This is a genomic window from Mesorhizobium sp. M1004, from assembly GCF_040318795.1.
Lineage (GTDB): Bacteria > Pseudomonadota > Alphaproteobacteria > Rhizobiales > Rhizobiaceae > Mesorhizobium.
Map to the genome: position 1 here is coordinate 40624 of NZ_JAMYNB010000015.1, position 25833 is coordinate 66456.

Consider the following 25833-nt stretch of genomic DNA (forward strand, 5'->3'; position numbering starts at 1 on the left):
GAAAATCCCTTATAGACCCGAACTGCTCCCACAACAAACTCCTCTACTGTAGTGCAACCGTCTTCGGCTTACACGGAGTGCTTTTCAAATAAAGATTTGCGCAAGAAACAAGCGCCTCTCGCGCCGATCTGTATGAACTAGATTGAATAACCACCATCAGTTCTGCCGGGCTTAAGAACAAGGATTTCAGATATTTCCTTCGATCCTGATCGATCTTTCCGGCCGCTCCGTTTGGGTATAGGAATTTTATCAAGCTCTGGTAGTTCGTGTCGGCCGACGGCGTAGCCTCCAAAACTGTCTGCGCCTTCTCGTCAGACGAAGCTATCGCCCGCTCGCCCACATCATGAGAGATATTGATTTGTGCATTGGCCATTGTCCCAGCTTGATAATATGTTTCCAAGTCAGACAGAGCGAGGTACAGTGAATACTGTGAGGCGGGAAGGCGAAGCCGCTGATAAATTTGCGTCGCTTGGCGATTTCGATCCAGTTCCATTTGGCTTTCGAGAAGCTGAACAGTCTTGCCCAAAAACACCTTTTGTTCATACGCAGCTTGCGTGCCTGTCAGACCGGCAGCAACGCTCGTGAGAATATTCTTGGTTCCCACTGGAGCAATCAGAGTGGAGGTTTGAGTAAGCGCAATGTTCGCGACGGAACCTGCCACATCGAGCTGGCTGCTATCGGCCTGGAGCCTTCGTTCGAATTCGGAAAAGTTGAGGTCAATGGCATACATTCGCGCATAGACATAATTATTTCGGTGTGAAAATTGCTGATCTTCAGAATACGAGAGGTATGATTGGAAATTTGGCGCTCCAAATTCCATCTTAAAATCAGAGACTTCTTCATTTACGGAAAATACACGAGGGGGGCTCCCCGTGTAGATAGGGGAACATCCGCTGCTTGCGAATACCAGGACAACTGTGGAAAACAGACACAAAAGTCTGCGATCTGTAGCTGACCGCATGACGCGTACTCCCCCAAAACCCGAGGGCACATTACGTCGTGTTTAGAATTTCGCAATCTTTTTCTTTTTGGAATTCTTCATTATTTGGATACGGCAGTAGTGACCGTAGAGTCGTTCGCCCCAGCTATTCTCGCGTCGAGCTCCTAGGCGTTAGTCTCTATGCAGGCATTCGGTGCACAGGCCGACTCCATCGGCACGATTCAACACTGTAGCTGTCCGCAGTGAACACACCGCATATCGTTCCGGGGCTCCCGGAAACGTTGGGCTGCACTCCCTGGGTCATGTTCGAGCTGGCTTTGAGCATTCCGGCGACGATTTAGCTCGCTCGCGATCTCTTCAGCGCTAAAGGAAGCCCCAACCTTTTTCATACCTTTGCCTTTCGCCAACCAGCCCACCATGCTTCCCATTCGGAGCAAAATCATCGCTCCCCCACGCGCAGAGCTTACCCGGGTGGCCAAGTAATACTCTTGGCCCGTACGCGATAAATATGCTCGCCGCGTTCGTTAATGTTCCCCTTGATGTCGCAACCTACCTTGCGCACAGTAACCTCGCTCGATGACGCACCAAAGGAGTGAACGACCGGGAGCCGCGGCCGGCTGTCTGCCACGATATAGGCAGTAGATGAAATCCCAAGCAGCGCCAAAACGATTGCAAGACGGGCTTTGAGAGACGTGCGCCACCAACATGCTCGCCGTCTGCGCCATGGCTGAACCGCGTTGCCCATCGCCATCTCCCGGCCGAGAATGCGTCGGCCATAGAAAGAGTCCAGAAGTTGCACGAGCGGGGAGATTAGACCTTCGAGCGCCGCTTTGCCGGAGACTTCTTGAGAGGTGTTTTGACGGCTGCCTTGCGTCCCAGGCCAGCGAATTTCGAAAGGGCAGACCGCTGGGCGGCATAACTGGGCGACCACCATAGGTAGTCACGGACAAGCCCCCATTTGGCTCTATAATCTTTGGGTGTCAGGTCTGGACGCTGAGGTGCCGCCTGAGAGACTTGAATTTTTCCGTCTCCCAAGCAGATAATGTAGTCGGGGAACACCGACCGCCTGGGATTGACCGCCGGAACAAGTTCTGCCGCTGGTGGAGCTGGCGGCTGTTCAATCCCCCCTCAACGCCAAATTAACGCTTGCGATCAAATCCGGAAGACCGGTAACGGCGTGGCGTTTTTCTGGACATAAGCCGCGACAATATCTGCCGTACCGGCCAACAAATCCATAGTGAGATCACCGCAAACGTGTTGCCGATCTCACGAGACGAGGCCGCGTACCTCGTTGATGTATTCTTGTTGCATCACGTTGTCGAATTGGCTGTCGCAGCGGACAACGAGGCCGCCGAATCCCGGCCATGAGCCGCGCCGCCTGCAACCGGGCCTGCCGGCGCTTTTGGCGGTAGGCCGATCAATACCGTGACCTTTACCGCCACCTCTTCGAGCGTGGCGGTAAGGCGCGTTATGTGTGAAGCGGTTGCGGCCATTTCTGGCCCATAGCGAGTTACGAGGTATTCACGGTTCTGACTGAGGGACTGGAGATGCTTGGCGGTCTTCGCGCGGAGTAGCAATCCCGCTGCTAAGGTATGTTCCGTCCGCGCCGACAGGTCGTGCTGCATTTTGCGAAGCTGATTGGGGTTGTGCCCACGGCGGAGCAAAAGCGCCGTCAGGTAGAGTTCGATCGCGTGTATGGCGCACAGTCTAAACGGCGCTCGAGTAAGCGGCTTGCCGGATCGGCCGAGTTTAAGGAGCTCGGTTGCGGCTCTGCGGTACTCTTCAGCCAGTTCATAAATCTGCTCCGGGGAGGCCAGCTCCCCCGGATATTTGCCCTCTGTCATCGCCCCTACGCAATATGGAATGTTACCGTTTGCGGTAGTAAGCATCCCACGCCAACCCGATATCGGCAAATGTCCATTCGCGCCGCCGGCCGTAAGCGGGGGTTTGGCGAGTAAAACACTCGTGCAGGCCGGTTTGCCTCTGGAACTTCATGAACCACGCCGTGGATCTTGGCTTTCCGCGTGAGGTAACCTGAATCCGCGGACCAGCCCGCTGTCTGCCCACTGGTCATGGGGATTGGAAAGGGAAGCCGGTTCGGTCAGGTAGCTTCGGAGCTTCTGTAACGTAGCATCTTCGGGCGACTGGCGAAGATCAGCGTGGAGCTCGGCTACGGCGAGTGCCGCCCCTTGTCTCCCAGCGTCCGTCAGCATGTCAGGCAATTGCGTGCTGGTCAGCACCAGCGCTTGCAGGGCTTCCATAAGCCGTACTTTCTTTTGGTGGGATTTGCAGCCGAAACCGCCGTTGGTGCATTGCGTCACAGTCAAAAAATGACGTTAAGCGCTGATGTCAGAAAAGTCCGGGGTAAAAAGGCGTTTCAGAATTGCTTCCCTTCGTCGATAAGCTTCATGATCTTAGTAGCGGCCTCTTTGAATCTAGGTTTCGACGCGAGTGCCTTTATTCGCCCTGTTGCCTGCTCGTAGTCAAGAAATGGCTCGATATTTTGTCTAGACAGCACCGTCACGATTCCCCTATCACTGCTGTTGATCTGAGAGGTGAGCCCTTCAAGAGTTTGTAAAAGCCCCTCGTCCGATTTGCTGTGAGTGCCCAACAACCGCCGGGGGCCTTCCTCATCGCCGGCTTGCTGCCATGCGAAGAGAAGGCTTAGCGGGCGAGGAGAGTGCAAAATGTGTTTGAGGGTCATTGCATTGTACCGCGAGAGCATGATGCGGATAACGTCATCCACCTGCTGCTCCGTTGCCAATACCCAGTCGCTCTCGTTACGACTCCGATCTCCGAACCGGCCATGGGCAAAAATCTCATGCCGAAACACAAAAGTAAGCCATCCGATTGCAGCGCCCTCTGCGAACATGTCACGGGTTGTGGTACTGCGTTGAGCGGGTTTCAGCCGCGCCAAAAGCAGGGCTACGAGCGGAAGCGTCCTGTCCCACAATGAACTGAAAGCAAACCCGTCGAACGGACGAAGACGGTATGCCTCGTCCATGCTGTTCGCCAAGGCCATAAGAAGGTTTCGACATTGCTTCCCGTTTAACAGTTCGTAGGCGCCACCTTTCATCCGCTCGATCATCAAGTCAGCCTTGGTGAGAGTTCCGGCCGCATTTTGGCTTTGCAACGTCAACAGCACCGCTGTCGTTTTATCGGGACCAACTGTCAGTGCGCCTCGCAAGGCATCGAAATCACTTTGCGTCAGACTGTGGGATGGTATGGCCATCGCGAAGTAGAACCTGTAGTGGTCGGGGCTGGCCAGGCGCCGACCTTGAATCGCCTCATCTCTCGTTCGGTCGTCAACTCTTTCGAAAAGCTGGAATGCAGGTCCGGCTTTTGAGAAGTTCGGGGTAACGCCAGCAAGCTGTTCTGAGAAAGCATGCCGATAGAGATGGTCGTCAAAGACGTTTTTACCGGCTGCGGCCTCAAGTGAATCCACCTGCTGGCTTTTCTCCGCTTCATCCACCCGGGCCGTTCCCAAGGACAGGGCCGCCGCCGTTCCGCAGTATTCTTCGATCCATCGATACAACGCCGGATTGCCGTCTTTAATCAGTTGCAGCCAGACCAGATCCGCCAGATCGGCGCCAATTCCCCGGAGAGGGGGCCAAAAGAAACGAACTGAATCTAATGCCCGAACCACCGATCTGGGAGTCCGCAATTGCCGGCCGCCCTCGTGATCGATGACCTTGCGTAGCCGCTCGCGCTCGTCCTCATCCTTAGCTGTTCCAATTTGTTGTAGTGCCTCGGCAAACCACTGGCGTAATTGGAAAGCTTCCGGCTTGGGCACCATCACGGTCAGTTGGACGATCTTCTCGAGAAAAGCCCCGCCGTTCTGGACACTGGCGGCTTCCTGAATGCTATGTGCCAGCACTTCGCTATCATAGCAGAGCAGATAGATTACGTTCGGAAGATCGACAACAGACCTTACCAGGCGCAGAATTTCCAAAATTTCAGTTGGTTCCAACCGATCCACGTCATCAATGGTGACGACAAAACGGTGACCAAGATCGCGCAACGACGCGACAAGTTGGTCCTTGAGAGTGGCCAACTGAGGATCGGCTTGTTTTCCGGCCATGTCGCCTGCGGCTTTCAGGCCTTTGCCCGCGAGCTTAATCGCGCCAATCCCTGCAAAATCCCCTGCAACTTCAATGAGTCCTCCAGCCTTGCTTAATCCGCCCATGAAGCTGCGCAGGGCTTTGCCGGCGTTTTTAGCCTTTTTGATTGAGATTGGCGTAGCGTCCCCAGCTGCGAGAGCCAGTCGATCCAACTGGTTGGAAAACTCGCCGAAAAGGCCAACGATCAGGGCGTCCCGATTGCCGATCAGCCAAGGTCGAAAATGAATGACTGTCGGCCTTCCCTCGGGAGGTAGGTTGCCGAGCTCATCGCCGACCAAAAATAGCAGGCTCGATTTTCCAGAACCCCAAGCCCCCTCAAGTCCGACGACTAGGCCGTCCTCAGATGCCCGGTCGACCAATGACGTAGCAATACGCTTGGCCACCCCTCGGAAGCCAAGTTTATCTTGATCGCCCGCGCCTAAGGCGCGGTCGCCTCGAACCGGGTAACTTTCAGAAGATGACATGGTATAATCTAGCCTGATATCGATGGAGATTTGTATCTTATTTCATGGGCTAAAGGGTTAAGTATTCGTCGTCGGAGCCTATATGCCGAGCAGGGCGCCGAGTCTTTCGGTGACGGGGCGCAAGGGATCGACGAGACCAAGGTCGTAGATCATGGTCGTTGTTCCAGATTTCCGTTGGGGTCAACGTAGTGGGATACGGCTTCGTGCGACACGCCCTGGCGGGTCAGCATGAGGAGATCGCAATCCGCTTAAGATCGTAGAGCTGGAAATACTCCGGCACACCGGGAGGGCCTTAAACTGCTCCAGCCCCTTACGGAAATTGTCGCGGGGCTTGGTCTGGTCGGTATGGGACGGGAACAGCAGCTTACTTTCGGGCCAGCGGAGGCACTGGGCCTGCACCATGTCGGCAACCCGGGAATGGATCGGCACCGAACGATAGGCATACTCGTAAAGCTGAGCTTCTGGAAAATGCCGGTGGCGATCTCGATGACGGTGATGCCGTCAAGGCAAGCCCGCCTTGCACCGCTCTTCCAGCGAGCTTCACGGCAGCAGGATCAGTCAGTTCTCCGAAGCGAATGGCTTTCGCTATCAGCGAGCTTTGACACAGTTCCGCCACTGCGATGATCGCGTCAGTAGGGCGGCTGGTTAGTTGCCCGTGCATCTACAGCAACCCAGCCCGTTCCGCCTCGCGGCGCAAATTCTGCCTTGGCCTTGGGCCGATCTGCTGGATCACCAGGCCGGCCGCCAGCGAGCCAAGATCGCCGCAATCCTGCAGGCTGCGCCCCGAGGTGTAGCCGTAGAGGAAACCGGCGGCGTAGAGGTCGCCGGCGCCGGTGGTGTCGACCAACTCCGTGATGGCGGTCGCCTCGATGACCACGGTCTCCTCGCCACGCACGATCACCGAGCCTTTTTCGGAGCGGGTGACCGCGGCAATTCTGCAGTCCTTGCGGATCGCCGCGAGCGCCTCGTCGAAAGATTTGGTCTGGTAGAGCGACTTGATCTCGTGACTGTTGGCAAAGACGATGTCGACGGTGCCCGAACGCATGAGGTCGAGGAATTCGTCGCGGTAGCGGTCGACGCAGAACGAATCCGACAGGGTCATGGAGACTTCACGGCCCGCTGCATGGGCCAGCTTGGCTGTCTGCCGGATTGCTTCCTTGGCGCGCGGCGGATCCCACAGATAGCCTTCGAAATAGGTGACCTTGGCGCCAGATGCCTTGTCGTCCTCGACATCCTCCGGTCCGAGCTCGACGCAGGCGCCGAGATAGGTGTTCATCGAACGCTCGCCATCGGGGGTGACGAAGATCATCGAGCGCGCCGTCGGCGGCTGGCCCTTGAGCGGGCTGGTGTCAAAGGCGACGCCCTGGGCATGGATGTCGTGAGCGTAGATTTCGCCCAGCGTATCGTTCGAGACCTTGCCGAAGAAAGCGGCGCGGCCGCCGAAGCTGGCAACGCCGGCCGCCGTATTGCCCGCGCTGCCGCCGGAGGCTTCGACCGCCGGGCCCATGCGGCTGTAGAGCAGTTCGGCGCGGCGCGTGTCGATCAGGTTCATCGCGCCCTTGATGATGCCGTTGATCTCGAGGAATGCCTCGTCGCACTGGGCGATGATGTCGACAATGGCATTGCCGATGCAAAGCACGTCATAATCCGGCATCAATGTCTCCGCCAAAAAACCGGAGCCGGCTTCTCGCCACGCCTGTCAGGCGCGGGTCCGCCCGGTGGAAATGGGCTTTCCGCTTGCCAATCCGTTCGCCGGCGGCTCTCACGGGGCGGCGAGTCCTGCCTCGCGACGCAATTCGTCCGCCCTGTCTGTCTTCTCCCAGGTGAAATCAGGCTCTTCACGGCCGAAATGGCCATAGGTCGCTGTATTGCGGTATATAGGGCGTAAGAGATCAAGCATCTTGATAATGCCTTTCGGTCTGAGATCGAACAACTCAAGAATGAGGCGCTCGATCCTGCTTTCCTCAACCCTGGCTGTCCCGAACGTGTTGACCATCACGGAAACCGGACTGGCCACGCCGATTGCGTAAGCAAGCTGCACCTCGCACACGTCCGCAAGTCCGCTAGCGACGATGTTCTTTGCGACATAGCGGGCTGCATAGGCAGCCGAGCGGTCAACCTTGGACGGGTCCTTGCCCGAGAAGGCGCCGCCGCCATGACGACCCATCCCGCCATAGGAATCGACGATGATCTTGCGTCCAGTGAGACCGCAGTCGCCGCGCGGCCCGCCGACTACGAACCGCCCCGTCGGGTTGACCAGAATTCTGATGCCTTCCGTCTCCAGGTGGGTCGGCAGGACAGGCTTTATGATTTCCTCAATGACGCCCTCGCGGACAGTCTCTTGTGAGACCTGCTCGTCATGTTGCGTCGACACGACGATGGTATCCAGGGCGACCGGGCGCAACCCATCATAGCGCACTGAGACTTGGGATTTCATGTCAGGACGCAACCAGCCAAGCTGTTGTGCCTTCCGGACATACGCCTGCCGTTTCGTCAAGCGATGAGCGAGCTGGATCGGCAAAGGCATCAGGGTATCGGTTTCGCGGCATGCGTAGCCGAACATGAGGCCCTGATCTCCCGCTCCCTGCTGGAGGTCTTGCCCTCTTCCCTCGTCAACGCCTTGGCTGATGTCGGGCGACTGCTCGGTGAGGGCATGAACGACGGAGCAACGCCGGCCGTCAAAGCCGACGGCCTCGTCGTCGTACCCAATGTCGAGAATCGTATCGCGCGCAACTTGGCTGTAATCCACCTGGGCATCGCTGGTGATCTCGCCAGCCAGAACGACTATCCCTGATTTTACCAACGCTTCACAGGCGACGCGCGCCTTGGGATCTGTGCGGAGGATGGCATCGAGGATGGCATCCGAGATGTTGTCGGCCAACTTATCCGGGTGCCCCGCGCCAACCGATTCGGAAGAGAACACGAACTGCCTAGCCATGAATACCTCGCTTCGGATGTTGGTGTGGTATGGGCATTTTGCTTGGCCCACCTTACTTGTCGGAGATGCCCGGGACCTCGAACGCAGCGCACAAGTCGGCAACGTCTCTTCGCACGCAGGCATGGAGATCTTCGTCGTCTGGCCGCTGGAGGACGGAGTCAATGAAGCCAGCAATTTGCACCATTTCCACATCGCGCATGCCCATTGACGTCACTGCTGGCGCCCCCAGGCGAATTCCGCTTGTGACCGCCGGATGCCGCGGGTCGCCAGGCACCATATTAAAGTTTGTGATGATTCCTGCCTTTGCTAGTCGCTCGGCATAGGCCTTGCCCGATAGTGGCCGATCGCGAAGATCAAGGATCAGCATGTGATTGTCCGTCCCCCCGGTAACCAGGTCATAACCTCGCTCAAGCAGTGCATGTGCCAGAGCCTTGGCATTCTTGACCGTCTGTTGGCCGTAGCTTCGGAAGGACGGGTTCGCGGCTTCGTGCAAGGCAACCGCTAGCGCAGCGATGGCATTCATGTGAGGCCCGCCTTGCAGGTGAGGGAAGACCGCCCGGTCTATTCGTCCGGCGAGATTGTATTTGCTCTTTGTATGATACAGGGCCTGATAGCGATCTTCGTTCCTTGACAAAATGAAGCCACCGCGGGGACCGCGGATCGACTTGTGGGACGTGCTGCTGACCACGTCGCAATGGCCCACGGGATTCGGGTGCGCTCCCGCGGCAATCAGGCCGCTGATGTGCGCAATGTCGGCTACGAGATAGGAGTTCGCTTCCAGGGCAATTTCTGCCATTGCCGCGTAGTCAAAGACACGCGGGTAAGCGGTTCCGCCGACCCAAATGAGCCGCGGCCGTTCCCGCTTGGCTGTCTCGCGCAAGCGGTCATAGTCAATCTGCTGTGTCTTTTCATCTAGTCGATAGGGCACGGGTTGATAGTCAGTTCCGGAAAAGTTGATGGCCCAACCATGAGTCAGATGGCCCCCTTCCGGAAGGGGCAAGCCCATGACTTTGTCACCGGGACTCAAAAGCGCACGATAGACAGCCTGGTTGGCCGGCGAGCCGGAATAAGGCTGGACGTTGGCATGCTCGCTGCCAAATAGTGTTTTCAGGCGCTCAATGGCCAGCTTCTCAAGCTCATCGACGATCTCGTTTCCAGCGTAGTAGCGCGCACCGGGGTAGCCCTCGGCGTACTTGTTCGTGAAAATCGAGCCGTTCGCTTCCAGCACGGCCGAGGACGCAAAGTTCTCTGAGGCGATGAGCTTGAGGGTCGTCCGCTCCTGCCGCTCCTGTCTCAGAAGCAGCTCGTGAACGCGGCAATCAACCGCGGCCAAGGAAGACCGCCCGTGGGTGTCGGGCTGTGCGATCGCACCGTCTGCGGAGTTGTCCATGGTAGCTTCGCGCTCCAATTGGATTGACCTATTTCACGATCAAGCACGCGGTCCCCTTCGGCCGCGTGTCTCGTACCGCTTCGAGCCGCTGCAGGTCCTGTTTATGATAGCCGTCGCGATGGGGCAGGAGATCAACCAATAATTGAACCAGCCCGCCGTCGTTGGATCCTGCGTTGAGATGGTACGAGCGCCACGGAGGCTGTTCGTTGCAGCAAAGAAAGTCGGCTCTGGCGAGCAGCCGGACGTGTCGCGCAACCCGCTCTCGACACACGCCCAGAATCTCCGCTAGCTCGCAGACAGTTAGGTCCGCATGCGCACAAAGGCCCAGGATTCGAAGGCGGTCTGGATGCGCTGCCATGCGTAGGCGACTAACCAGTGTCATCATGGCTCAGGACCACGTCCTACCGAATTTCTCATTTCGCGTTCTCCACAGAAGTTGCAGATTTCTAAGGTTGTCCAACGACCGGACAAATCTCGGTGGCCGTGACGACCGTCGATATCCTGTGTCGAACAAACAAATGGGCGCTCTTCTTGCCTTTAGCCGAAATTGCAAGCAGTTCGGCCAGTCCAAGATAAGGGGGGCCACGGTTTGGAACCACTGACCTCAGACGTTGCAATAAGCCTACCATTCACAGCGAGCCGAAGTTGCTAAGAGTCTATGAATTTCCTTGAAGGATCTGTTGCAACGTTTGCCCAGCCTGGCCTGCTCCCGGTTTGCAGCGGTCATGGTCAGGCGATCCATCGCCTCTGCGAGCACGATCAGGAATTTGCCCTGCATCGCATCGCTGATCAGCTCCTGAAGGCCGGGACGCAACAGCGACGCGCCGCAGATCGCGCGGTGGGTATTGCTGTGGACGACTGTCCAGCCTTGCTTTTTCAGCACGCAAGCAGCAGAGCCGCAACTGATCCTCGATCGAGGCGTCTCGGTGATTGTCAGTTGAGTAGCGAGCGCCAAGCGACCTTCATGAGGCGGCCCCTTACTCCGGGACGCGGTCTCGCGTTTGGCTATCCGTTTCGGCTTGAACGAAATCCCGTGCGGCCTGTCGCGCCAGCAGCCGGACCAGATTGACGAAGCGTCGATCGGGCTTCGGCGACGCAGACACAGCCCATTCGCGGCCGCGCCTGCGACCACACGAAGCTATTCGGCTGTTGCACGTTTCGGTCGCGCTATGATCGCGTTCCTGTCCTGACGTGAAATACTCCGTTTCGCGACAATGATGCCAATCACAGTGCTTCGACAAGATGGAAATTCTTTGTGATCAATAACGCGCGTCGCGCAGGAGCCAGTGCTGGCCGATGACGGGGCACCTTGTGCTCCGGAGAAGCCATGGCTATATATCCGGATAGAGAACGGAGGCACGCGATGGGCAACACTGCACAGAAGAGAGCCATCGAGAATTATCGGTCTCGCCTGGCTGAGCGCGGCATCGCGCGGTTCGAGATCCTGGCCTTCGACGCAGACCGCGATCTACTGCGAACTCTTGCCCGAAAATTAACGGAGAGCGGGCCGGATGCCCGACAGCTTCGTCGGACCATACAGCAAGCCGTGGCGGGTGAGCCACCGAAAGTGGGCAGCATTCTCGCCGCGTTGCGTCGCTCCCCTCTGGTTGGCTCCAATCTCGACCTCAGCCGGCCGTGCGAAGAGGGGCGCAAGACCGACCTGTGACGCGCTACCTTCTTGATACCAATATCATCAGCAACGTCATAAAACCGGAGCCTTCGGGCTCGTTGCTGGCCTGGATGGGCGCGCAGAAGGACGAAGACCTCTTCATTGCTTCGCTTACTGTCGCCGAAATTCGCCAAGGCATCCTAGAAAAGCCGAAGGGGAAGAAGCGCAGTAGCCTTGAAACTTGGTTCGAAGGCTCCGAAGGCCCGCAAGCGCTGTTCGCTGGCCGCGTGCTATCGTTCGACGAGAAAGCTGGCCTCGTGTGGGCGCGGCTGATGGCCAACGGCAAAGCCAGAGGCCGTTTGCGGAGCGCCCTAGACACAATCATTGCCGCTGTAGCCGAAGTCAACGAGTGTGTCGTAGTGACCGACAATGAAAAGGACTTCGAGGACGTTCAGATAATCAACCCGCTCCGTAGCTCTGGAAGCCAAGCGGGTGATGATAGCTCCAACGGTCCGGCCGTTTCAATTTGAGGATTTCAGCGGCACGGAGTCCGAACGTCTCGTGTTCGCCTACCTTTAGCGATGGCTGGATTGATCTTACTTAGTTCGGCCAGGGACGTCTCTTCCAGTTCCGCTTTAATGCCATCCCGGTTCATCTAGTCAGCTCGATCTACCAACAGTTCGCACGCACGAGCGCCGCGAACAAGGCGCGATCGCAGGGACTGCGCGATACGCGTGTCGAGCTCGTCCATCTTACACTCGATCTCGTCTTCGAAGGCCCTCTCGCCAAACGCCACTGTAGTCCATCCCGGGTGCGCCTCGGGGGCCTTCTCATCGAGGGTTTCTCGCCACTGGTTTGGCGCGCTACCAATGGCAAGTTCGCCCGCTGGGAACTCGTCGGTCTGCACTCCCAGCTCTGGGCATCCACATCAACTGCGGAGCTCTTCATAGCCGTGTTCTTCCTTTAGCTGGCAGCTCTCGAGCTCGACGAGCAGCCGATCAGCGACACCCGCGACCTCAAGTTCGACCCGGTTGACTCCATAACACCCTATTGGCAGATTCAGTCGGGGAGGATCTGCCCACTCCGATCACAAGCCGATCTTTCGACCCCGTGGTCGGGAATTCTCACATGGACCTTCGTGAAGAAGGAATGCAGCGCCGAAACCCGAAGCCCTTCCGATACATCGAAGCCCCTTCCGAGTCGGAGCCCCGATTAGGCATTCCTGCCACTCTATCTAGCCGACCCCGTGGCCGCGTTGCCGATCGGTGCGCACTAGTCGCCTACATCGCCCCGGCACGTGAAGATCGTCTCTGCTGACGCTCGTTGAGCAATTCAGGCCGCCTCCGGCTGGCGCTTGATCAGCGTCAGCGTCAACCAGCGGGCGGTCAGCGCCGGCTTTTTCGAGCCCTCGATGTCAATCGTCACGCCCAGCGCCGTCTGCACCCAGCCCGACGGCCTGACCTTGACGTCGGCCAGTACGAAACGGGTGCGGATGCGAGATCCGGTTTTCACCGGCGCCAAGAAGCGCAGCGATTCGAAGCCATAGTTGACACCCATCTTGCAGTTTTCGAGCGGCCGCATGGTCTCGAAAGTCATCGCCGACAAAAGCGAAAGCGACAGGAAGCCATGTGCGATGGTGCCGCCGAACGGCGTCTCGCGCTTGGCGCGCTCCGGATCGCAGTGGATGAACTGGTGGTCATCGGTGGCCTCGGCGAACTGGTCGATCATCCGCTGCGAGACCACCCGCCACGGCGACACGCCGACTTCCTTGCCGACGCTGGCCAGAAGCTCGTCGAGACTGATCGGTTCCAAGCTAATGTCCTCCATTTCAACCGTCCGAAGCGCGAGCGGCTTCATTCCGTCAACAGTGTCAGCCCATGCTGCACCGACTGCCGGCCATCCATCGGCAGGATGGCGCCAGTGAGAGACTGCCGTCATGACTGCACGAACAGAACGTTCCGCCGGCAATCTCATTCGGCACACCGATGCGGCGCCGAACATGGCCGCAGACGGGCTGGCTTGTACCTCGGTCGCGGTGCGCGTCCTACAGGCCACCGAAAGCAGCTCGTCTTGCTACGGATGATCATTCCGCCGGCGCCGCTATGCGGTATTGTCGCAGATTGATAAAATCAATTGTCTGGATAGGAACCATCCGTGTTTCGAATTTGGAGGAGTCCGGCAGACGGGGTGGCTTGGGGTCCTTGTTGAAGCGCGCCGGCCTCATTCACCGGTAGCACTGAGCCGGCAAGAAGCGCCAGTTCAATGACATTGGGTGTCGACACGGCAAAGCGGCATCAGATGCTACTTCATGATGCGGGATGGCGCTTGCTTCAAGAAGCGCTCGGCCTGACGTGGAAGCCAGCACCGGATCTGGACTGTCGATATGCGCCGATATTCGCGCAGCACAGCGGCAACCGCAGCGACGATGATCTCAGCCGTTGCGAGCATGCCAACCTTGGTGCCGGCCACTCTGTTAGCTTGAAGCGCAGCGCGCATTTGATCCGTCACCAGACCGGGTTGAGTAAATTGGATTTCCAAGGCGTCTTCCTGGGTTTGCACCGTCAGCGCGCTGACAGCAAAGGCAGGTGCGCACGTCAAGGCAAGCGATCGTCTCGATCTCGCGGGCAATTCCAGCCCCACCGCCGGGGTCAGACCCTACAACAACGAGCACATGCGGTTCTCGCCCCAGCGCTATTGTTCTGTCTTCGATCCATTCTCGCGTGCGCGCTTTTGGGGCGTCGTTCAGCGCAAGGTCGGTGACCACGGCTGCGCTTTCGGCGCCAGCCTCGAAAAACGCCTTCGAGCCGGTCAGGTTGAGGCCGCCGATGGAGACCAATGGGATCGGCGCGACCTGGTGCTTCCACTCGCTGATCCGCTCGAGCCCTTGCGACGCCCATTCATCTTCTTGAGGCTAGTTGGATAGACTGGGCCGAGCGCCACATACTCCGGCTCGGCCACTGGCGCAGTTCGGTGTGATCGTGGATCGAAAGGCCGAGCTTCAATCCGGCGTATTTCATCATCAGCATCGGCGGCAGCCAAATCCTTTTGACCAAGATGGACGAGTCGCAGCCTTCCTCATTGCCGTGCGCCAGAGTCGTTGACGCCCACTTGGCAACCATGGACCGTCAGGCGTCGTTCGCGCGGCGGATTTCCGTCTGCAGTCCTTTCTCGTCCATATCCTTTATCCGGAGCTGCAGCAGACTCACGCCGAGCGGCGCCAGCCGGTCAACCCAGCCGGCACGTCGAAATTCAGATAGAAGGGATCGAGCTTCATGAGAAGACAGCCCTGCCGACCTTCGGTGAGTAGCGCGGTTCGAGCATTCCAGTGCTAGCTTCACGAATGGCATCGACCGCCCTTGCCGAACGCACGCGCCATCCCGACCGGATCGGCCGCCCTCGGGACCGCCGTGTTCAGGAGCACGGCGTCAAACCCGAGCTCCATGACGTCGCCGCGTACGACGGCCGTCCGAGCCACGCATCCACAATCAAACGGAATGTAGGGGAAATGTCCGCGCATCAACTGCACCTCGGAGCTCAACGCTTCATCGCATTAGAATGAGCGTTCGAAACGCAGGATACCGCAGACACTGCTCTTCTTGTTGGCATTGGCCCAGTTCACTTCGGAAGCTTTCACCTTTCCGACGGCGGAGCCTCCGTAGCGGTCGTAGTCGAGTTCAGCCGTAACTGTGAAATCTGGAAGAAGCGCATAGGCGACGTTCGCAGCGACACCATAGTTCTTGAGCTGATCACCCGAGAGCTGAAGGTTGAACGAAGTTGTCTCGTTGACCTCGTAAGCGGCGCCAGCCCAGAAAGCCCAGTTCCCGCCCCAAATCTTATAGAAGCCGCGACCATGAGCGTCGATCGCGTTCATGGAGTCGTCGTTGAGCTTGCCATTGGAACCGTAGCCGAACATTCCGAACAGCAACAGTTCGTTGGTGACATTGATGTCGACACGGACCTTGGCGGCTACCGATTCGTAGTTGCTATCATAACCAGCAACGCCGGTGATCGCTCCCCAGCCATGTGTGTATTTCAAGCCGCCGACCATGTGCGGAGCGTAGTTGTCGATTGTGCCCACCACGCCTGAGCCTTCTTCGAGCGAAACCACGGCGGAAAAGCCGTTCGCGGCGTCGAAGTAGTACTGGACCACATTGGTATCCAAAGCGCCGTACGGAACCGGCGTCTGGTTGAGTACGTCACCCGCGCCACCAATAAACATGTCGAAGGCCGACCAGTCCTTACCAACTCGGAGGCCACCAAGCTGAATCCAGGCGAAAGTCAAGATGCTGTCTCCGTTGAAGGCATAGGACCGAGAACTGTCCGAAACCGAAGTGTGGCGGTTACCGAAATTCACGCGGGTTTCGGTGTAGGTCTTCAACGTGCCGAGTTCGGTCTCCTGGCCGGTCCAAGCTTTCAGTGTGAAGCGCGTATTGTTTTGCCATGTACCCTGATCCTCACCAGTCCTCACATCTGAGGTTCTTGCGTGGTCAAACAATCCGACATGGCCCAAGCCGACGTCGTAACTGACATAGCCGCCGATGCGCAGGCAGGACTCGGTGCCTGAAATGTAGATGTAGCCCGAGCCGTAGACGTCGCAGATCTTGAGGTACTCAGTCGGATCAGGCTCGGGGACGATGATCACGGCGCGAGCGTCGGAAACGGCGACCAGTGCCGCAGTTGAGCCGAGGAGGAGGCTCCCAATGGTCATTGTTGATCTCCGTCTAAATAGTAAAAGGAATCGAGACCGATAAATGATTTTTGCTAAGCAAACGGTTGCTAGCGCATCAAGCTTAATTCTAGGAGTGTTGCTGCACCTGTCGTGCTAATGCTCAGGAGAATTTAGAATGTGATTGAGACTTGTTGTCACATATATTAAGTAGTTATCACTCCCAGACGGTCATACAACATTTTTGTACAATCACCCTTTTCACCTCCGCGGCGGGCCTCACAAAGGGTACTACTGCAAATGACGTGCCACCCTGACGACCCAGCTGCGGCTTGAAGCTCAAATGTGCGGGCGGACCTTGGTTCGCGCTTCCGTTCTTTTTGCCTTGCGGATCCACCCAAGCACGAACGGCAAACGTTTCGGCTACGGTTCGTCTGTTCGCTTCGCGACAGTTTGGCTTAATGGCGACGGCATTGTTTGCTGTGAGCCCCGCCGTTGAGGCATCATGCGGCGGCCACCGCTCGGTACGACGCCGTCACTTTGGCGAGCTGATGGTCGACGCGCCGCAGCCTTGCACCACTGAGTCGGTAGGCGCCAGCCTTGGCATTGCGGCGGACCTGACGGTCGCGTCGAGCAGGTTTTCGTGCTGAAAGCGGCGCGGCACAGCTAATGCTTCTGCCAGCAATTCACACAACGAGCTCATCGAGACGGCAGAGATCATTATGGGGGCGGTAGCTGGCGTGCAAAGTCTGGACCCAACACCGTATATTGTCTCATCGGATGCTTCATCTGCGCTCAGAAGAGTCTCCCACGCGCAGATGAAGGGAAGGGACGGTGAACAAAACGGTGCGCGTGAGGGTTTCGGCGGGAACACCATCGTCAGTCGCTGACCGAGTGCGCTCAGACCATCGCTGTCCAGCCAAGACTGAACGGCGCCCATTGCTAAAAAATTTCGAGCCCAAAGCGGAACGGACTGACATAGCGCAAAGACGCAGGCGAGCGCAGCGGTAAGGTTGGATGTTATCAGCATGGGACGGTGACCGTTGCAGACCACGAAATTTCGAGAGGCCCGGCTGCCTTGGTACACTATCTATCCGGCTGTGTCGGAGTTCTCTGGGGCGATCGGCGCCGAGGCTTATGAGGAATGGCTCAGGAACCTGCCGGCTGATGATCCGGTGTCACTCTATCTGCACGTTCCGTTCTGCCGATCAGCCTGCTGGTATTGCGGCTTCCCAACCACCATCACCCGCCGTGATGCGCCCATCCTCAACTATCTGGCGGCGCTGCGTGACGAGATCCGTCTGGTTTCGGAGCGAGTGCCGAAGACGTTGCCCGTGAGCGACATACATTTCGGCGGCGGAACGCCGTCTCTCATCGGACCAGCCGAGTTCCTCGCTCTGATGGAGTTCCTGCGATGCCGCTTCGCCATCTCGAAAACAGCTACGGTCGCCATCGAGATCGATCCACGCACACTCACGTCCGAGATGGCGGAAGGCTTGGGAGCGGCCGGCGTGAACCGCGCGAGCCTGGGCGTACAGAGCTTCGATCCCATTGTTCAAAAAGCGATCAACCGAATCCAGAGCGAGGCCCAGACGTCGGCTGCCGTGGAAGTGCTGCGCCGGCATGGAGTAAGCCGCATCAACTTCGACCTCATCTACGGCCTGCCGCGTCAAACGGTGGAGTCGTGCGTCGAAACAGTGAGGGCAGCGGTCGCCATGCGCCCCGACCGGCTTGCCTTGTTCGGCTACTCGCATATCCCATCCCAAATAAAGAACCAGCGCCTCATCGAGGCGGAATTTCTTCCCCACAGCGCTGCCCGCGCTGAACAGCATGCGGCTGTCGCCGTGACGCTGGTTGCCGCCGGCTACCGGGAGATCGGGCTCGACCATTTCGCCTTGCCGCACGACGAGCTCGCGCTGGCACAGGAAACAGGTCGCCTGCGACGTAACTCGTTGGGCTACTCTGCCGATACCTGCAGAACCCTGATCGGTTTCGGCGCGTCGGCTATCGGCCGCATCGGCCAGGGGTACGTTCAAAACGAAGTTACACGGGATTTCTACATCCAGCACATCGCAGCTGGCCGACTGGCGACATCGAAGGGCCATCGCCTCACAGACGACGACCGCGTGCGAGCCGCAATCATCGAGCGACTAATGTGCGATTTCGAGGCTGACGTGCCGGCAATCTGTGTCGCCCACGGATCTGATCCGATCCGTCTTCGCGATTCGGCTGAGCGCTTGGCCATGCTGGCCAAGGACGGGATAGTGGACTTCGAAAACGGCTTTGTCCGCGTACGGCGGGAGCATCGCTTTGGGATTCGCGCTGTCGCTGCCGCATTCGATGTTTTTAGGGATGGCGTTACGTATATCCCGCAGCATCTTAATGCGATGCAAAGCACGACATAGTCCGGCATCAATGTCTCCGCTTGGAACCGCCGGCCTACTTGCCACGCCGGCCGGGCGTTGGTCTGGCAAGTGGGCTTTCCGTTTGCCAATGCGTTCGTTCCCGGCCCTCACGGGGCGGCGAGTCCCTGCCGTGAGCGCCTCACCCGCGAGGCTACATGGCGGCCGTGGAGATTACCTCAGCAGCGGCGCCCGATCGGAAACCTTAGCACCTCAGCGCTTTGGCGTGGCTGCTTGAACTCTTCGACGGCAACCGCCTCAATTAGCAGGTCCAAGGCTTCGCGGCCCCTTTGACTCATCGGGTCATCCCCACAAAGGTAGTCATACGCTCGATCTAAATGCACTCGGGCGGCGGAAAAATCGCTTGTCATATCATAGAACCCTCTCTACCCGCCCGCATTGCCGTCTACGAGGTGAAGGTAGTGCAATCGTCAATATATACAGACAAATTTGAATTAGATCGGAGATGATCAGGGAGGCCGAGTTCCCTGACCTGATGCCGCCATCGAGCCCGCCGACGACCACTCGCTGGCGCTCGGTAGTTCATAAGTGCCGAGCACCCCGTCCCGAGACCACCTCTGACCTCCCTCCTTCGATGCTAGACGCGTGGAAGACATGCTGCGCCGCCGCTGCGAGAAAGGCGTGTCCCATCGCGCGGCGGCTGCATAGTGGGCAGCCAGCGCCGGGAGCTAATCGGCAAAGCCGCGTGTGGCGATTTTGCATAGCGGGCGCAGGCGAATCGCCACGCCCGTCCAGCATGTCCGATGCCGCGTAGGCCGCCAGGATCCCTGAGCGGAGTGCATGCACGATCCCGCGTGATGACAGTGGATCGGCACAGAACAGGCAGTCGCCCGCCGCGACCCAGCGGTCACCGGCGGCGGGATCGATCGTTGCGGTTCCCGCCGCCTTGATCATGCTGGCGGTCTCGATTGCGTTGGGCGGCACGAGCGGCGCGATGGACTGCGTTGCGGCTAAAGCGCGGTACCAATGTCCGGCTTTGCGCAGTTCGCTGCCCAGATCCGGATGGGTGAGGCACGCGCAAGTCGGCGCTGTACCACCAGCCTTCGGGACGCGCCTCGACGACCATGCTGCAATCGCCCGGTGCACGGTCGAAAAAGCGTGTGTAGGCGGCAAGATGTCCGTGCATGGTGAGCTTGGCGCCGAAACATCGCGCCAGCCTCCAACTGCGACCGGTCGCCCAAACCACGGCGCGGGCAACGATAGCTTCATCGGCCAGCTTGAGCAGCCAGCCTTGATCGTCGCGCACTGCCGAACCCACGGTCGAGCCAAACCGCGTGTCCACACCTGCCGCCTTGGCCGCCTGCACCATAAGCCGGTCGAATCGCGTCCGGTCGAGCTGCCAGCCGGCACCTTGAGCGGAAAACATGCCGTGCCGCTCGCTGGGAACTTCATTGGCCCACACCGAAACAAGCGCACGATTTTCAACGAAGCCGGCCTCGGCGAACGGCGTCCAGACACCAAGCTGACGCAGCAGCCCATTCGCTACTGCCGGCAGCACCTCTCCCGGCTTTGGCCGATCATGCCTTCCTGCTTCCAGCAACAGCACGCTCCGCGCGGGTGCATCGTTGCGAACGCCAGCCCGGATGTGGTCGCCGCCGAACGTGATCGTCTCAGCGAGCTGGCGGGACAAAATGCCAACCTCAAGATAGCGTTGGCCCGGATCAGCGAGGCGGACTGAGGAAGACTTTAAATTCAAAAGGTGACGCGGCAATAGTCGCGTGCCGCTGTAGCCCCAGGCTCCGCTTCACCGTGGGGACCGATCGGTCGCACTCTCAGCCTGGGGTTCTTCTCTGCCACCCATCATCGAATTTTGGTGGATTGTCCGTCTCCCGCACCGGTTTCAGCGCGATAGACAAGAATCGCGTTTTCTGTGCCGGCCGGGCTTCAATGACGGGGATGGCGAAAAGCTGAGTGCTCGGGCTTGCGGGCCGAGCTTGTCGGTCGCTCGATGGAAAGTGTCATCTGAGGCGCTTCCTCTCCCGCGTGCAACTGGAAGACACGCTCGTCCAGTTCCTTGTCCACTTCCGTCAGACGATGATTGAGGCGAAGGTAGTCCGTCCAGGTCGGCGTGCGGAACGTTTCCGTCCAATGCATAGGCTTCTGCAAGTTCCGCTGGAGCGTCCAATTCCGAGCACCGACCCGGCTGTGTACATGACGCCGCTGCCGCATGAGGTCGAGGAAAGCCTCGAGATTTCTCTCGGCTATCAGATATTCGACCTTGACCACGATCGGGCCGCTTCTCGGCTTCAGATTGAGAGCGACAGCCGGGGCATCGAATTCCTCCAGAGGATCGGGCTCTGAGTCGCGGCGCTCGCGAAGAGGAAACAGAACGCCGGCTGCAGCGACGAACATCAGGGAGGCAGCGGAACCCTCCAGCGCCAGGGCCAGCGAATGGTTTTCGGCCACCGTGCCCCACACCCAGCTGCCGAGCGCGATGCCACCATCTATCAAAGCATAGTAGATCGAGATGGTGCGCCCCACGACCCAGCGCGGGCTTGCCAGCTGCACGCTCACACCGACCCCTGACCAGGCGGTGACCCAGCCCGCGCCGCCCAAAGCGAGTGCAATTGCCGCCACCCCGATCGAAGTTGTCAGTGCCAGGGAAAGTGAGCACGCCGCGCAGGCGACGCAGGAGAGCATCATCAGCCGCTCCTGCGACAAGCTCCGTCTGAACAGGCTGTTGGAGAGGCCAGCGAAGACGGCTCCGGTGCCGAAGCCGGCCATGAGCGCGCCATAGGCGAGCGGGCCTCCTCCCAGCTGATCGCGGACAACCACCGGCAGCAGCGCGAGTATGGCGATGCTCGCCAAGCCAAAGAGGGTTCCGCGCGCGATCGCGGCCTTGATTTCCGATGACATCGCCGTGAAGCGCAGCCCGTCATAGATCGCCGTCCTCATCGACTCGCGTGGAAGAGGCGAAGAACGAACCTTCCACTTGCAGCGCCAAATAGTGGCCAAGGGTACGAAATAGGTGAGCGTGGTCACCGCGAATGCCGCCATAAGGCCAAACGAGGCAACTACAATGCCGCCGAGGGCCGGGCCCACAGTCCGGACGGTATTGAATCCAACAGAAAGCAGGGTGACGGCAGCGGGAACATCTCGTCGATCCACGATATCGCCAACCGACGCTTGCCAGGCCGGATCATTGAGAGCACCGCCGCTTGCGATCAAAAAGCTGAAGCCGAGGATCATCCACGGACTGACAAAGCCCAGCGCTACAGACGCGGTCAGCATCGCGGACGCAATCACCATAAGGCACCGACCGGCGAACATCACCCTGCGCCGGCTGAAATTGTCGGCGAGAGCTCCGCAAAAACGGACAGGACGAAAGCGGGCAGGTTCGATGAAGCCTGCACCAGCGCAACCATCAGATCGGAAGTCGAGATCGTTGCCATCAGCCAGCTGATGGCGACAGTCTGCATCAACCAGCCGAGGCTTGAAACCTGCGTCGCGAGCCAGATCGAACGAAAGGTCGGCTGTAGAAGTGGCCCAAAGGTCGTTGGTGCAGCCAAATCTTCGTTTGATCCAGCCACCCTACTCATTTTGCGAACCTTTGCTTTCCGTTATTGTCGTTTCGCATGTAATCTAGGCTGAACCGTGGCGGCTGGAAGAATAGATGGACCCATTTGTCTCCGACGATGTGGCCACAGTTCCTCCTGACCAGTGGTCTGGCGGCCGGGACGCAGACATGGGCCGGCTCACTCGCCTTCGACGACATGTTGGTGAGCCGGAATTCACATGTCATTTGAGGCATCATGCTCGTTCGACGCGCTGCCGAGCGATTTTTCGCGAAACGCTACCCTGTTCTTTTGTTGGAAACTCACTCATCAGCGGCGTTCGATGCTGAGTGCGGCTTCCGAAAAGTGAGGACGCTTGCAGATCTTTGACAGGATCAGTTCCCTGATAGATGCAGACGATTGCCAGGCCGCGATCGAAGACGCGCGCGCCCTGCTCCTTCAGTTCGGACAAAAGTCTGATGCGCTCACACATGCGATCGACGAGTTTCTGCTCGACCTGATGACATTGGCTTTCATCGTCGAATGTTACGGACGCGGCTTTGAACTTTTGGCGCGAACGCTTGCCCGTAGAAGGCTGGCGAAGGTCAGACTGTTGTCGGGAGGGGTCGGCCGGGCAGAACGGGTTCCAAAGCCTGATGGCTGAACCGGCGATCGAGCCGCGTTCCATTAACGACGTGGCGACCGCCAAAAAAAAGGGCATCGGAAAACCGAGGCCCTTTAGGTGTAAAGTCAAAACCTTCAGAGGGGAACAGCTGATACCATGGAATGGGAGGAAACCATCGCATGCATCAGCTGTAAGCTTAATGGCTAAAAGTTGTGCAATGCGCAAACACATTTTGTGCAATGCAGCTATGCAGTAACGCAAAGCCTCAAGTTGCAAGATCGATTTTGGAAATGTTTGCTGCTCGTACGGTGATGGGCGAGATCCTTAAGCGTATGTACGGCGGCATGATGGACGCTTGCAAGCAGCCAGACAAGATTATCGCGAAGCTAAAAGAAGGTTCGATCCAATCGGCGATGCTCAATACCCGCGCCATTCTGGTTCAGCCGGGCGTTACATCGCCTCGCCAAGTTGAGGATGTATTGGTCGCGAGCAGCCGCGCGCCAATTTGGAACCCACGACCATATGCAACGATTGGGCACTGTCCGAAGAAGGCCGAGAACGGTTGAAATGCGCTAGATGGAGATATTCTGAATTGGAACGGGGGCCTGGTTCATCGCCAAAGCGAGACATGGATGAAAAGCAGATCGCGCCCAACGCCTGATCCAACCATTGCAACGGAAGTCCCCTGGTCGGAAAGCCTAACCGCATATGATGACAAGCATTTCCAGCTCTATTTGAAGCTCATGGACGCTTGCGCCGACAGTGCCAGCGAAGAGGAGATGGCGCTGGATGTACTGGGTATCGATCCGGTCAAAGAGCCAATCCGCGCCCGTAAGGCCCTTCGCAGTCACCTCAAACGGGTGCTCTGGTTTATGCATGAGGGCCATAAGGAACTGCTTCCAAGCCGGCCGCCTCAATAACTGCGGCGCCGAACAAGGTTGCCCGAGAGATCAGGTGGCGCCCTCGGGGGATGCGAGGACACTTGAAAGCCGCAATCGGGTTATCATCTCCATACTGCGTGATCTCTCGGTGTACTACGGTCCCGACTTTACGGATGTCACCCCCGTCGGCCTGGGGCACCCCTTCAAGGTGACATTCACGTCGGCCCCGGATTTGTCTGGCACCTACGAGAACGTTGCAGGGAGCGGCTCGGTAAGCGGCTTTGAACGACCCGGTCAACTCGTAATGACCTACTCCGGAGCAGATGGGATGTCCCATGGAGTTGCCATTCTCCAAGACATTCAGACCCACCTTTCTTCCAACAACGTCGAGCATGATTACGTGGGAGCCGTTTTGGTCCACGCTTGCTATAAGGCGGACACCCAGCAGTGCGATGCCGCCAAATCACGCAATATAAATTCTGCAGGGCGATTTTGTCGAAAAACAGGGAACCCGACAAGGATCCTTCCCTCAAGGGTTACTCGACGAACCATGTTCGGCTTTTCAGAACGATCTGAAGCTGAAGCTTAGCCCGACGGCACAGCTTTAGGCACGAAGGCGCTCACCAGGGTCGCAGCTCAAAGAGAACGGCGCCCTTCGCCGGGGGGCCGTCCGTTCCGCATCCCGCCTGACGGCGGCGCGTTGCTGATGCTCCTACGGCCGCCCTGTTGAGCCGGTCTCAGGGCCACGGTCTTTCTCCTGCACCGATCTGACTTGGTCCCGCTGGCGGGCATTTAGGTGCTTCCGTTTTGTACGCTCTTCTTTCTTGGGCCGCTTCGCGGCACGGCTGCGCCGACATGGATGTGCCTAGCGGCACCTCTCCTATGTAGCGGGAAGAGAGGCGCGCGGCCCTCTCTCCCCAGCAAGCCGCCGCGGGCGGGTTCCCCCATCTTCCTCCGCTTCGCTAGGTGCAGACCGGGGAGACCCCTCCGCCCCCGGGACTTGCCCCCCCCTCGCTCCCCGCTACTCGCCGCGAGGCAGGGGTTCAGGGGACCTGAACCCATCAGGTCAATCGCTGAAATCAACACGAGCAAGTCCATGAATACCGCTGTTATCACTATCCCGCCCGCAGGTAGGGCCGAACTGGCCGCCAGCATCGAGGCCCATGGCCTCATCCATAACCTTTTGACCCGCAAGGCCCCGAAGGGAGCCAAGTTCGAAGTCGTCGCCGGAGGGCGGCGACTGGGGGCGTTGCGGTTGCTGCTGGACGAGGGCCGCACCGTACAGGGCGTGGCTGTGACCAAGGATTATCCGGTCAACCGCTGGCTTGAAGACATTACGGCAGTTGCCGGCCATTATGCGTTTCTCCCTGAAGTCGACCTGCCAGATTTACTCAACGGCTTAGGCTACCGAAGCCTGGGGATGAGGATCTGGAGGGCATTGCCCAAACAGCGCGAGAGCACTGGGGAATCGGATTGCGACCGACCCCAACGTAGTTGCTCTGCTGGAGCAGATCGGCGTCGTCGTGGCGAGCGAACCAATGGAAACCACACAGTTGTATGGGCTAAGCAGGTGGGGATCTGATCGTCGCCCACACGTATTTCTAGCGCAGTCATTCGCGCGAAGACAATTTTGATGCCGCGCACGAGTTGGCCCACCTCTTGCTGCACCGTGCAGTGTCCGAGGATGAGCTTGTCGAGAATTTCAAGCTGATCCAAGACCAAGCTCATCGGTTCGCTTCAGCGTTGCTTCTGCCGGCGAGTCAGTTCTCGGCTGAGGTCACTAGTGCCTCGCTTTGGGAGCTGGAGCGGCTGAAGGTTCGCTGGCGCGTGTCCATCAAGGCTCAGATCATGCGTCTCCAACGCCTCTGCATTGTCGATGCCGAGGGAGCGACCCGCCTTTATCGTAGCTACAGCGCCAAGGGCTACTCAGGATCCGAGCCCTACGATGACGTTTGGCCGCTGCAGCAACCTACGTTACTGGCTGATGTATTTCGGACCGTGGTGGATGACGGGGGCTGTCCAAGGAAGAGCTTCGGCACGATCTGCCGTTGTTCGCTCATGATGTTGAGAGCTTGGCTGCACTTCCTCCAAGTAAGCTTGACCCCAGCACTCCGGTGCACAGGTTCTCCTGGCTGCCGGATGCGCACGTCTGCGGTCTTCACCGGATGGACCTTCCTCCGGGCTGGCTCTCGCAAGAGCCTGCTCGCGTCGTGAAGCTGAAGCTCGTGGCGCCGACCCGCGGTGAGGGGCCGTCCGGCCAGCTCGGCGAGGTCATACCAATG

At 58.6% G+C, this 25833-nt stretch carries 21 protein-coding genes and 4 pseudogenes; 7 read left to right on the plus strand and 18 right to left on the minus strand.

The features are described from left to right. Positions 1 to 43: 43 nt before the first annotated feature. From NKH54_RS26440 to NKH54_RS26480, 9 genes are all read right to left on the minus strand, one after another. Positions 44 to 820, minus strand: a complete 777-nt coding sequence (locus NKH54_RS26440) for a hypothetical protein (RefSeq protein ID WP_353029309.1) — start codon at positions 818 to 820, stop codon at positions 44 to 46. A 930-nt stretch (positions 821 to 1750) separates the two neighbouring features. Beyond that, entirely contained in the window at positions 1751 to 2062 is a 312-nt protein-coding gene (locus NKH54_RS26445) for a MucR family transcriptional regulator (RefSeq protein WP_353029355.1), read from the minus strand. 188 nt (positions 2063 to 2250) lie between these two features. After that, a complete protein-coding gene (locus NKH54_RS26450) occupies positions 2251 to 2784 on the minus strand; it encodes a HEPN domain-containing protein (RefSeq protein WP_353029310.1) in 534 nt (177 codons plus the stop codon). A gap of 533 nt (positions 2785 to 3317) precedes the next feature. Beyond that, positions 3318 to 5525: a KAP family P-loop NTPase fold protein gene (locus tag NKH54_RS26455; protein ID WP_353029311.1), complete on the minus strand. Its 2208-nt coding sequence runs from the start codon at positions 5523 to 5525 to the stop codon at positions 3318 to 3320. Between the two features lie 661 nt (positions 5526 to 6186). Then, on the minus strand, positions 6187 to 7179 hold the full coding sequence (locus tag NKH54_RS26460) for an adenosine kinase (protein WP_353029312.1): 993 nt from the start codon (positions 7177 to 7179) through the stop codon (positions 6187 to 6189). A gap of 108 nt (positions 7180 to 7287) precedes the next feature. Continuing rightward, positions 7288 to 8463: a methionine adenosyltransferase gene (gene metK, locus NKH54_RS26465; RefSeq protein ID WP_353029313.1), complete on the minus strand. Its 1176-nt coding sequence runs from the start codon at positions 8461 to 8463 to the stop codon at positions 7288 to 7290. A gap of 52 nt (positions 8464 to 8515) precedes the next feature. After that, on the minus strand, positions 8516 to 9853 hold the full coding sequence (gene glyA / locus NKH54_RS26470; RefSeq protein WP_353029314.1) for a serine hydroxymethyltransferase: 1338 nt from the start codon (positions 9851 to 9853) through the stop codon (positions 8516 to 8518). A 28-nt stretch (positions 9854 to 9881) separates the two neighbouring features. Continuing rightward, entirely contained in the window at positions 9882 to 10238 is a 357-nt protein-coding gene (locus tag NKH54_RS26475; protein WP_084026290.1) for an ArsR/SmtB family transcription factor, read from the minus strand. A 237-nt stretch (positions 10239 to 10475) separates the two neighbouring features. Further along, positions 10476 to 10808: a recombinase family protein gene (locus NKH54_RS26480; protein ID WP_353029315.1), complete on the minus strand. Its 333-nt coding sequence runs from the start codon at positions 10806 to 10808 to the stop codon at positions 10476 to 10478. 408 nt (positions 10809 to 11216) lie between these two features. On the opposite strand from NKH54_RS26480, the gene NKH54_RS26485 reads away from it, so the two are divergent. Both NKH54_RS26485 and NKH54_RS26490 read left to right on the plus strand, forming a co-directional pair. Beyond that, entirely contained in the window at positions 11217 to 11519 is a 303-nt protein-coding gene (locus NKH54_RS26485) for a hypothetical protein (RefSeq protein ID WP_353029316.1), read from the plus strand. Further along, the gene (locus NKH54_RS26490) at positions 11516 to 11992 is read left to right on the plus strand and encodes a type II toxin-antitoxin system VapC family toxin (protein ID WP_353029317.1); all 477 of its coding nucleotides are present in this window, start codon (positions 11516 to 11518) and stop codon (positions 11990 to 11992) included. Before NKH54_RS26485 ends, NKH54_RS26490 begins: the two co-directional genes overlap by 4 nt. Before the next feature lie 802 nt (positions 11993 to 12794). Here NKH54_RS26490 and NKH54_RS26495 read toward each other — a convergent pair. From NKH54_RS26495 to NKH54_RS26515, 5 genes and pseudogenes are all read right to left on the minus strand, one after another. Beyond that, complete coding sequence (locus NKH54_RS26495) at positions 12795 to 13289, minus strand: MaoC family dehydratase (protein WP_353029318.1); 495 nt, start codon at positions 13287 to 13289, stop codon at positions 12795 to 12797. 474 nt (positions 13290 to 13763) lie between these two features. Continuing rightward, on the minus strand, positions 13764 to 14102 hold the full coding sequence (locus tag NKH54_RS26500; protein WP_353029319.1) for a bifunctional hydroxymethylpyrimidine kinase/phosphomethylpyrimidine kinase: 339 nt from the start codon (positions 14100 to 14102) through the stop codon (positions 13764 to 13766). Between the two features lie 64 nt (positions 14103 to 14166). Continuing rightward, positions 14167 to 14736, minus strand: a pseudogene (locus NKH54_RS26505) (thiamine phosphate synthase); the annotation flags it as partial. Then, positions 14733 to 14979: pseudogene (locus NKH54_RS26510) on the minus strand (thiazole synthase); the annotation flags it as partial. The pseudogenes NKH54_RS26510 and NKH54_RS26505, both read right to left, overlap by 4 nt. 33 nt (positions 14980 to 15012) lie before the next feature. Beyond that, positions 15013 to 16170 (minus strand): porin, encoded by a 1158-nt coding sequence (locus NKH54_RS26515; RefSeq protein ID WP_353029320.1) that lies wholly within the window; start codon positions 16168 to 16170, stop codon positions 15013 to 15015. Between the two features lie 1001 nt (positions 16171 to 17171). Here NKH54_RS26515 and hemN point away from each other — a divergent pair. Beyond that, a complete protein-coding gene (gene hemN, locus NKH54_RS26520) occupies positions 17172 to 18533 on the plus strand; it encodes an oxygen-independent coproporphyrinogen III oxidase (protein WP_353029321.1) in 1362 nt (453 codons plus the stop codon). Between the two features lie 176 nt (positions 18534 to 18709). On the opposite strand, the gene NKH54_RS26525 is transcribed toward hemN, so the two are convergent. The 4 genes and pseudogenes from NKH54_RS26525 to NKH54_RS26540 all read right to left on the minus strand — a co-directional run bounded on the left by NKH54_RS26525 (position 18710) and on the right by NKH54_RS26540 (position 22766). Beyond that, a complete protein-coding gene (locus NKH54_RS26525) occupies positions 18710 to 18901 on the minus strand; it encodes a hypothetical protein (protein ID WP_023727257.1) in 192 nt (63 codons plus the stop codon). A 497-nt stretch (positions 18902 to 19398) separates the two neighbouring features. After that, entirely contained in the window at positions 19399 to 20262 is an 864-nt protein-coding gene (locus tag NKH54_RS26530) for an NAD(P)/FAD-dependent oxidoreductase (RefSeq protein WP_353029322.1), read from the minus strand. Between the two features lie 173 nt (positions 20263 to 20435). Next, positions 20436 to 22090, minus strand: a pseudogene (locus NKH54_RS26535) (MFS transporter). 211 nt (positions 22091 to 22301) lie between these two features. Further along, positions 22302 to 22766: a hypothetical protein gene (locus tag NKH54_RS26540; RefSeq protein ID WP_353029323.1), complete on the minus strand. Its 465-nt coding sequence runs from the start codon at positions 22764 to 22766 to the stop codon at positions 22302 to 22304. A gap of 194 nt (positions 22767 to 22960) precedes the next feature. Between NKH54_RS26540 and NKH54_RS26545 the strand changes: the two genes are divergently transcribed. The 4 genes and pseudogenes from NKH54_RS26545 to NKH54_RS26560 form a co-directional block, all read left to right on the plus strand. Then, positions 22961 to 23236: a hypothetical protein gene (locus NKH54_RS26545; protein ID WP_023829685.1), complete on the plus strand. Its 276-nt coding sequence runs from the start codon at positions 22961 to 22963 to the stop codon at positions 23234 to 23236. 66 nt (positions 23237 to 23302) lie between these two features. Then, the gene (locus NKH54_RS26550; protein ID WP_081731045.1) at positions 23303 to 23590 is read left to right on the plus strand and encodes a hypothetical protein; all 288 of its coding nucleotides are present in this window, start codon (positions 23303 to 23305) and stop codon (positions 23588 to 23590) included. Between the two features lie 1057 nt (positions 23591 to 24647). Next, positions 24648 to 25133 carry a ParB N-terminal domain-containing protein gene (locus NKH54_RS26555; RefSeq protein WP_023697180.1) on the plus strand — a complete coding sequence of 162 codons (486 nt, stop codon included), beginning with the start codon at positions 24648 to 24650 and terminating at the stop codon, positions 25131 to 25133. 41 nt (positions 25134 to 25174) lie between these two features. Continuing rightward, positions 25175 to 25765 (plus strand): annotated as a pseudogene (locus NKH54_RS26560) (ImmA/IrrE family metallo-endopeptidase); the annotation flags it as partial. Positions 25766 to 25833: the final 68 nt, after the last annotated feature.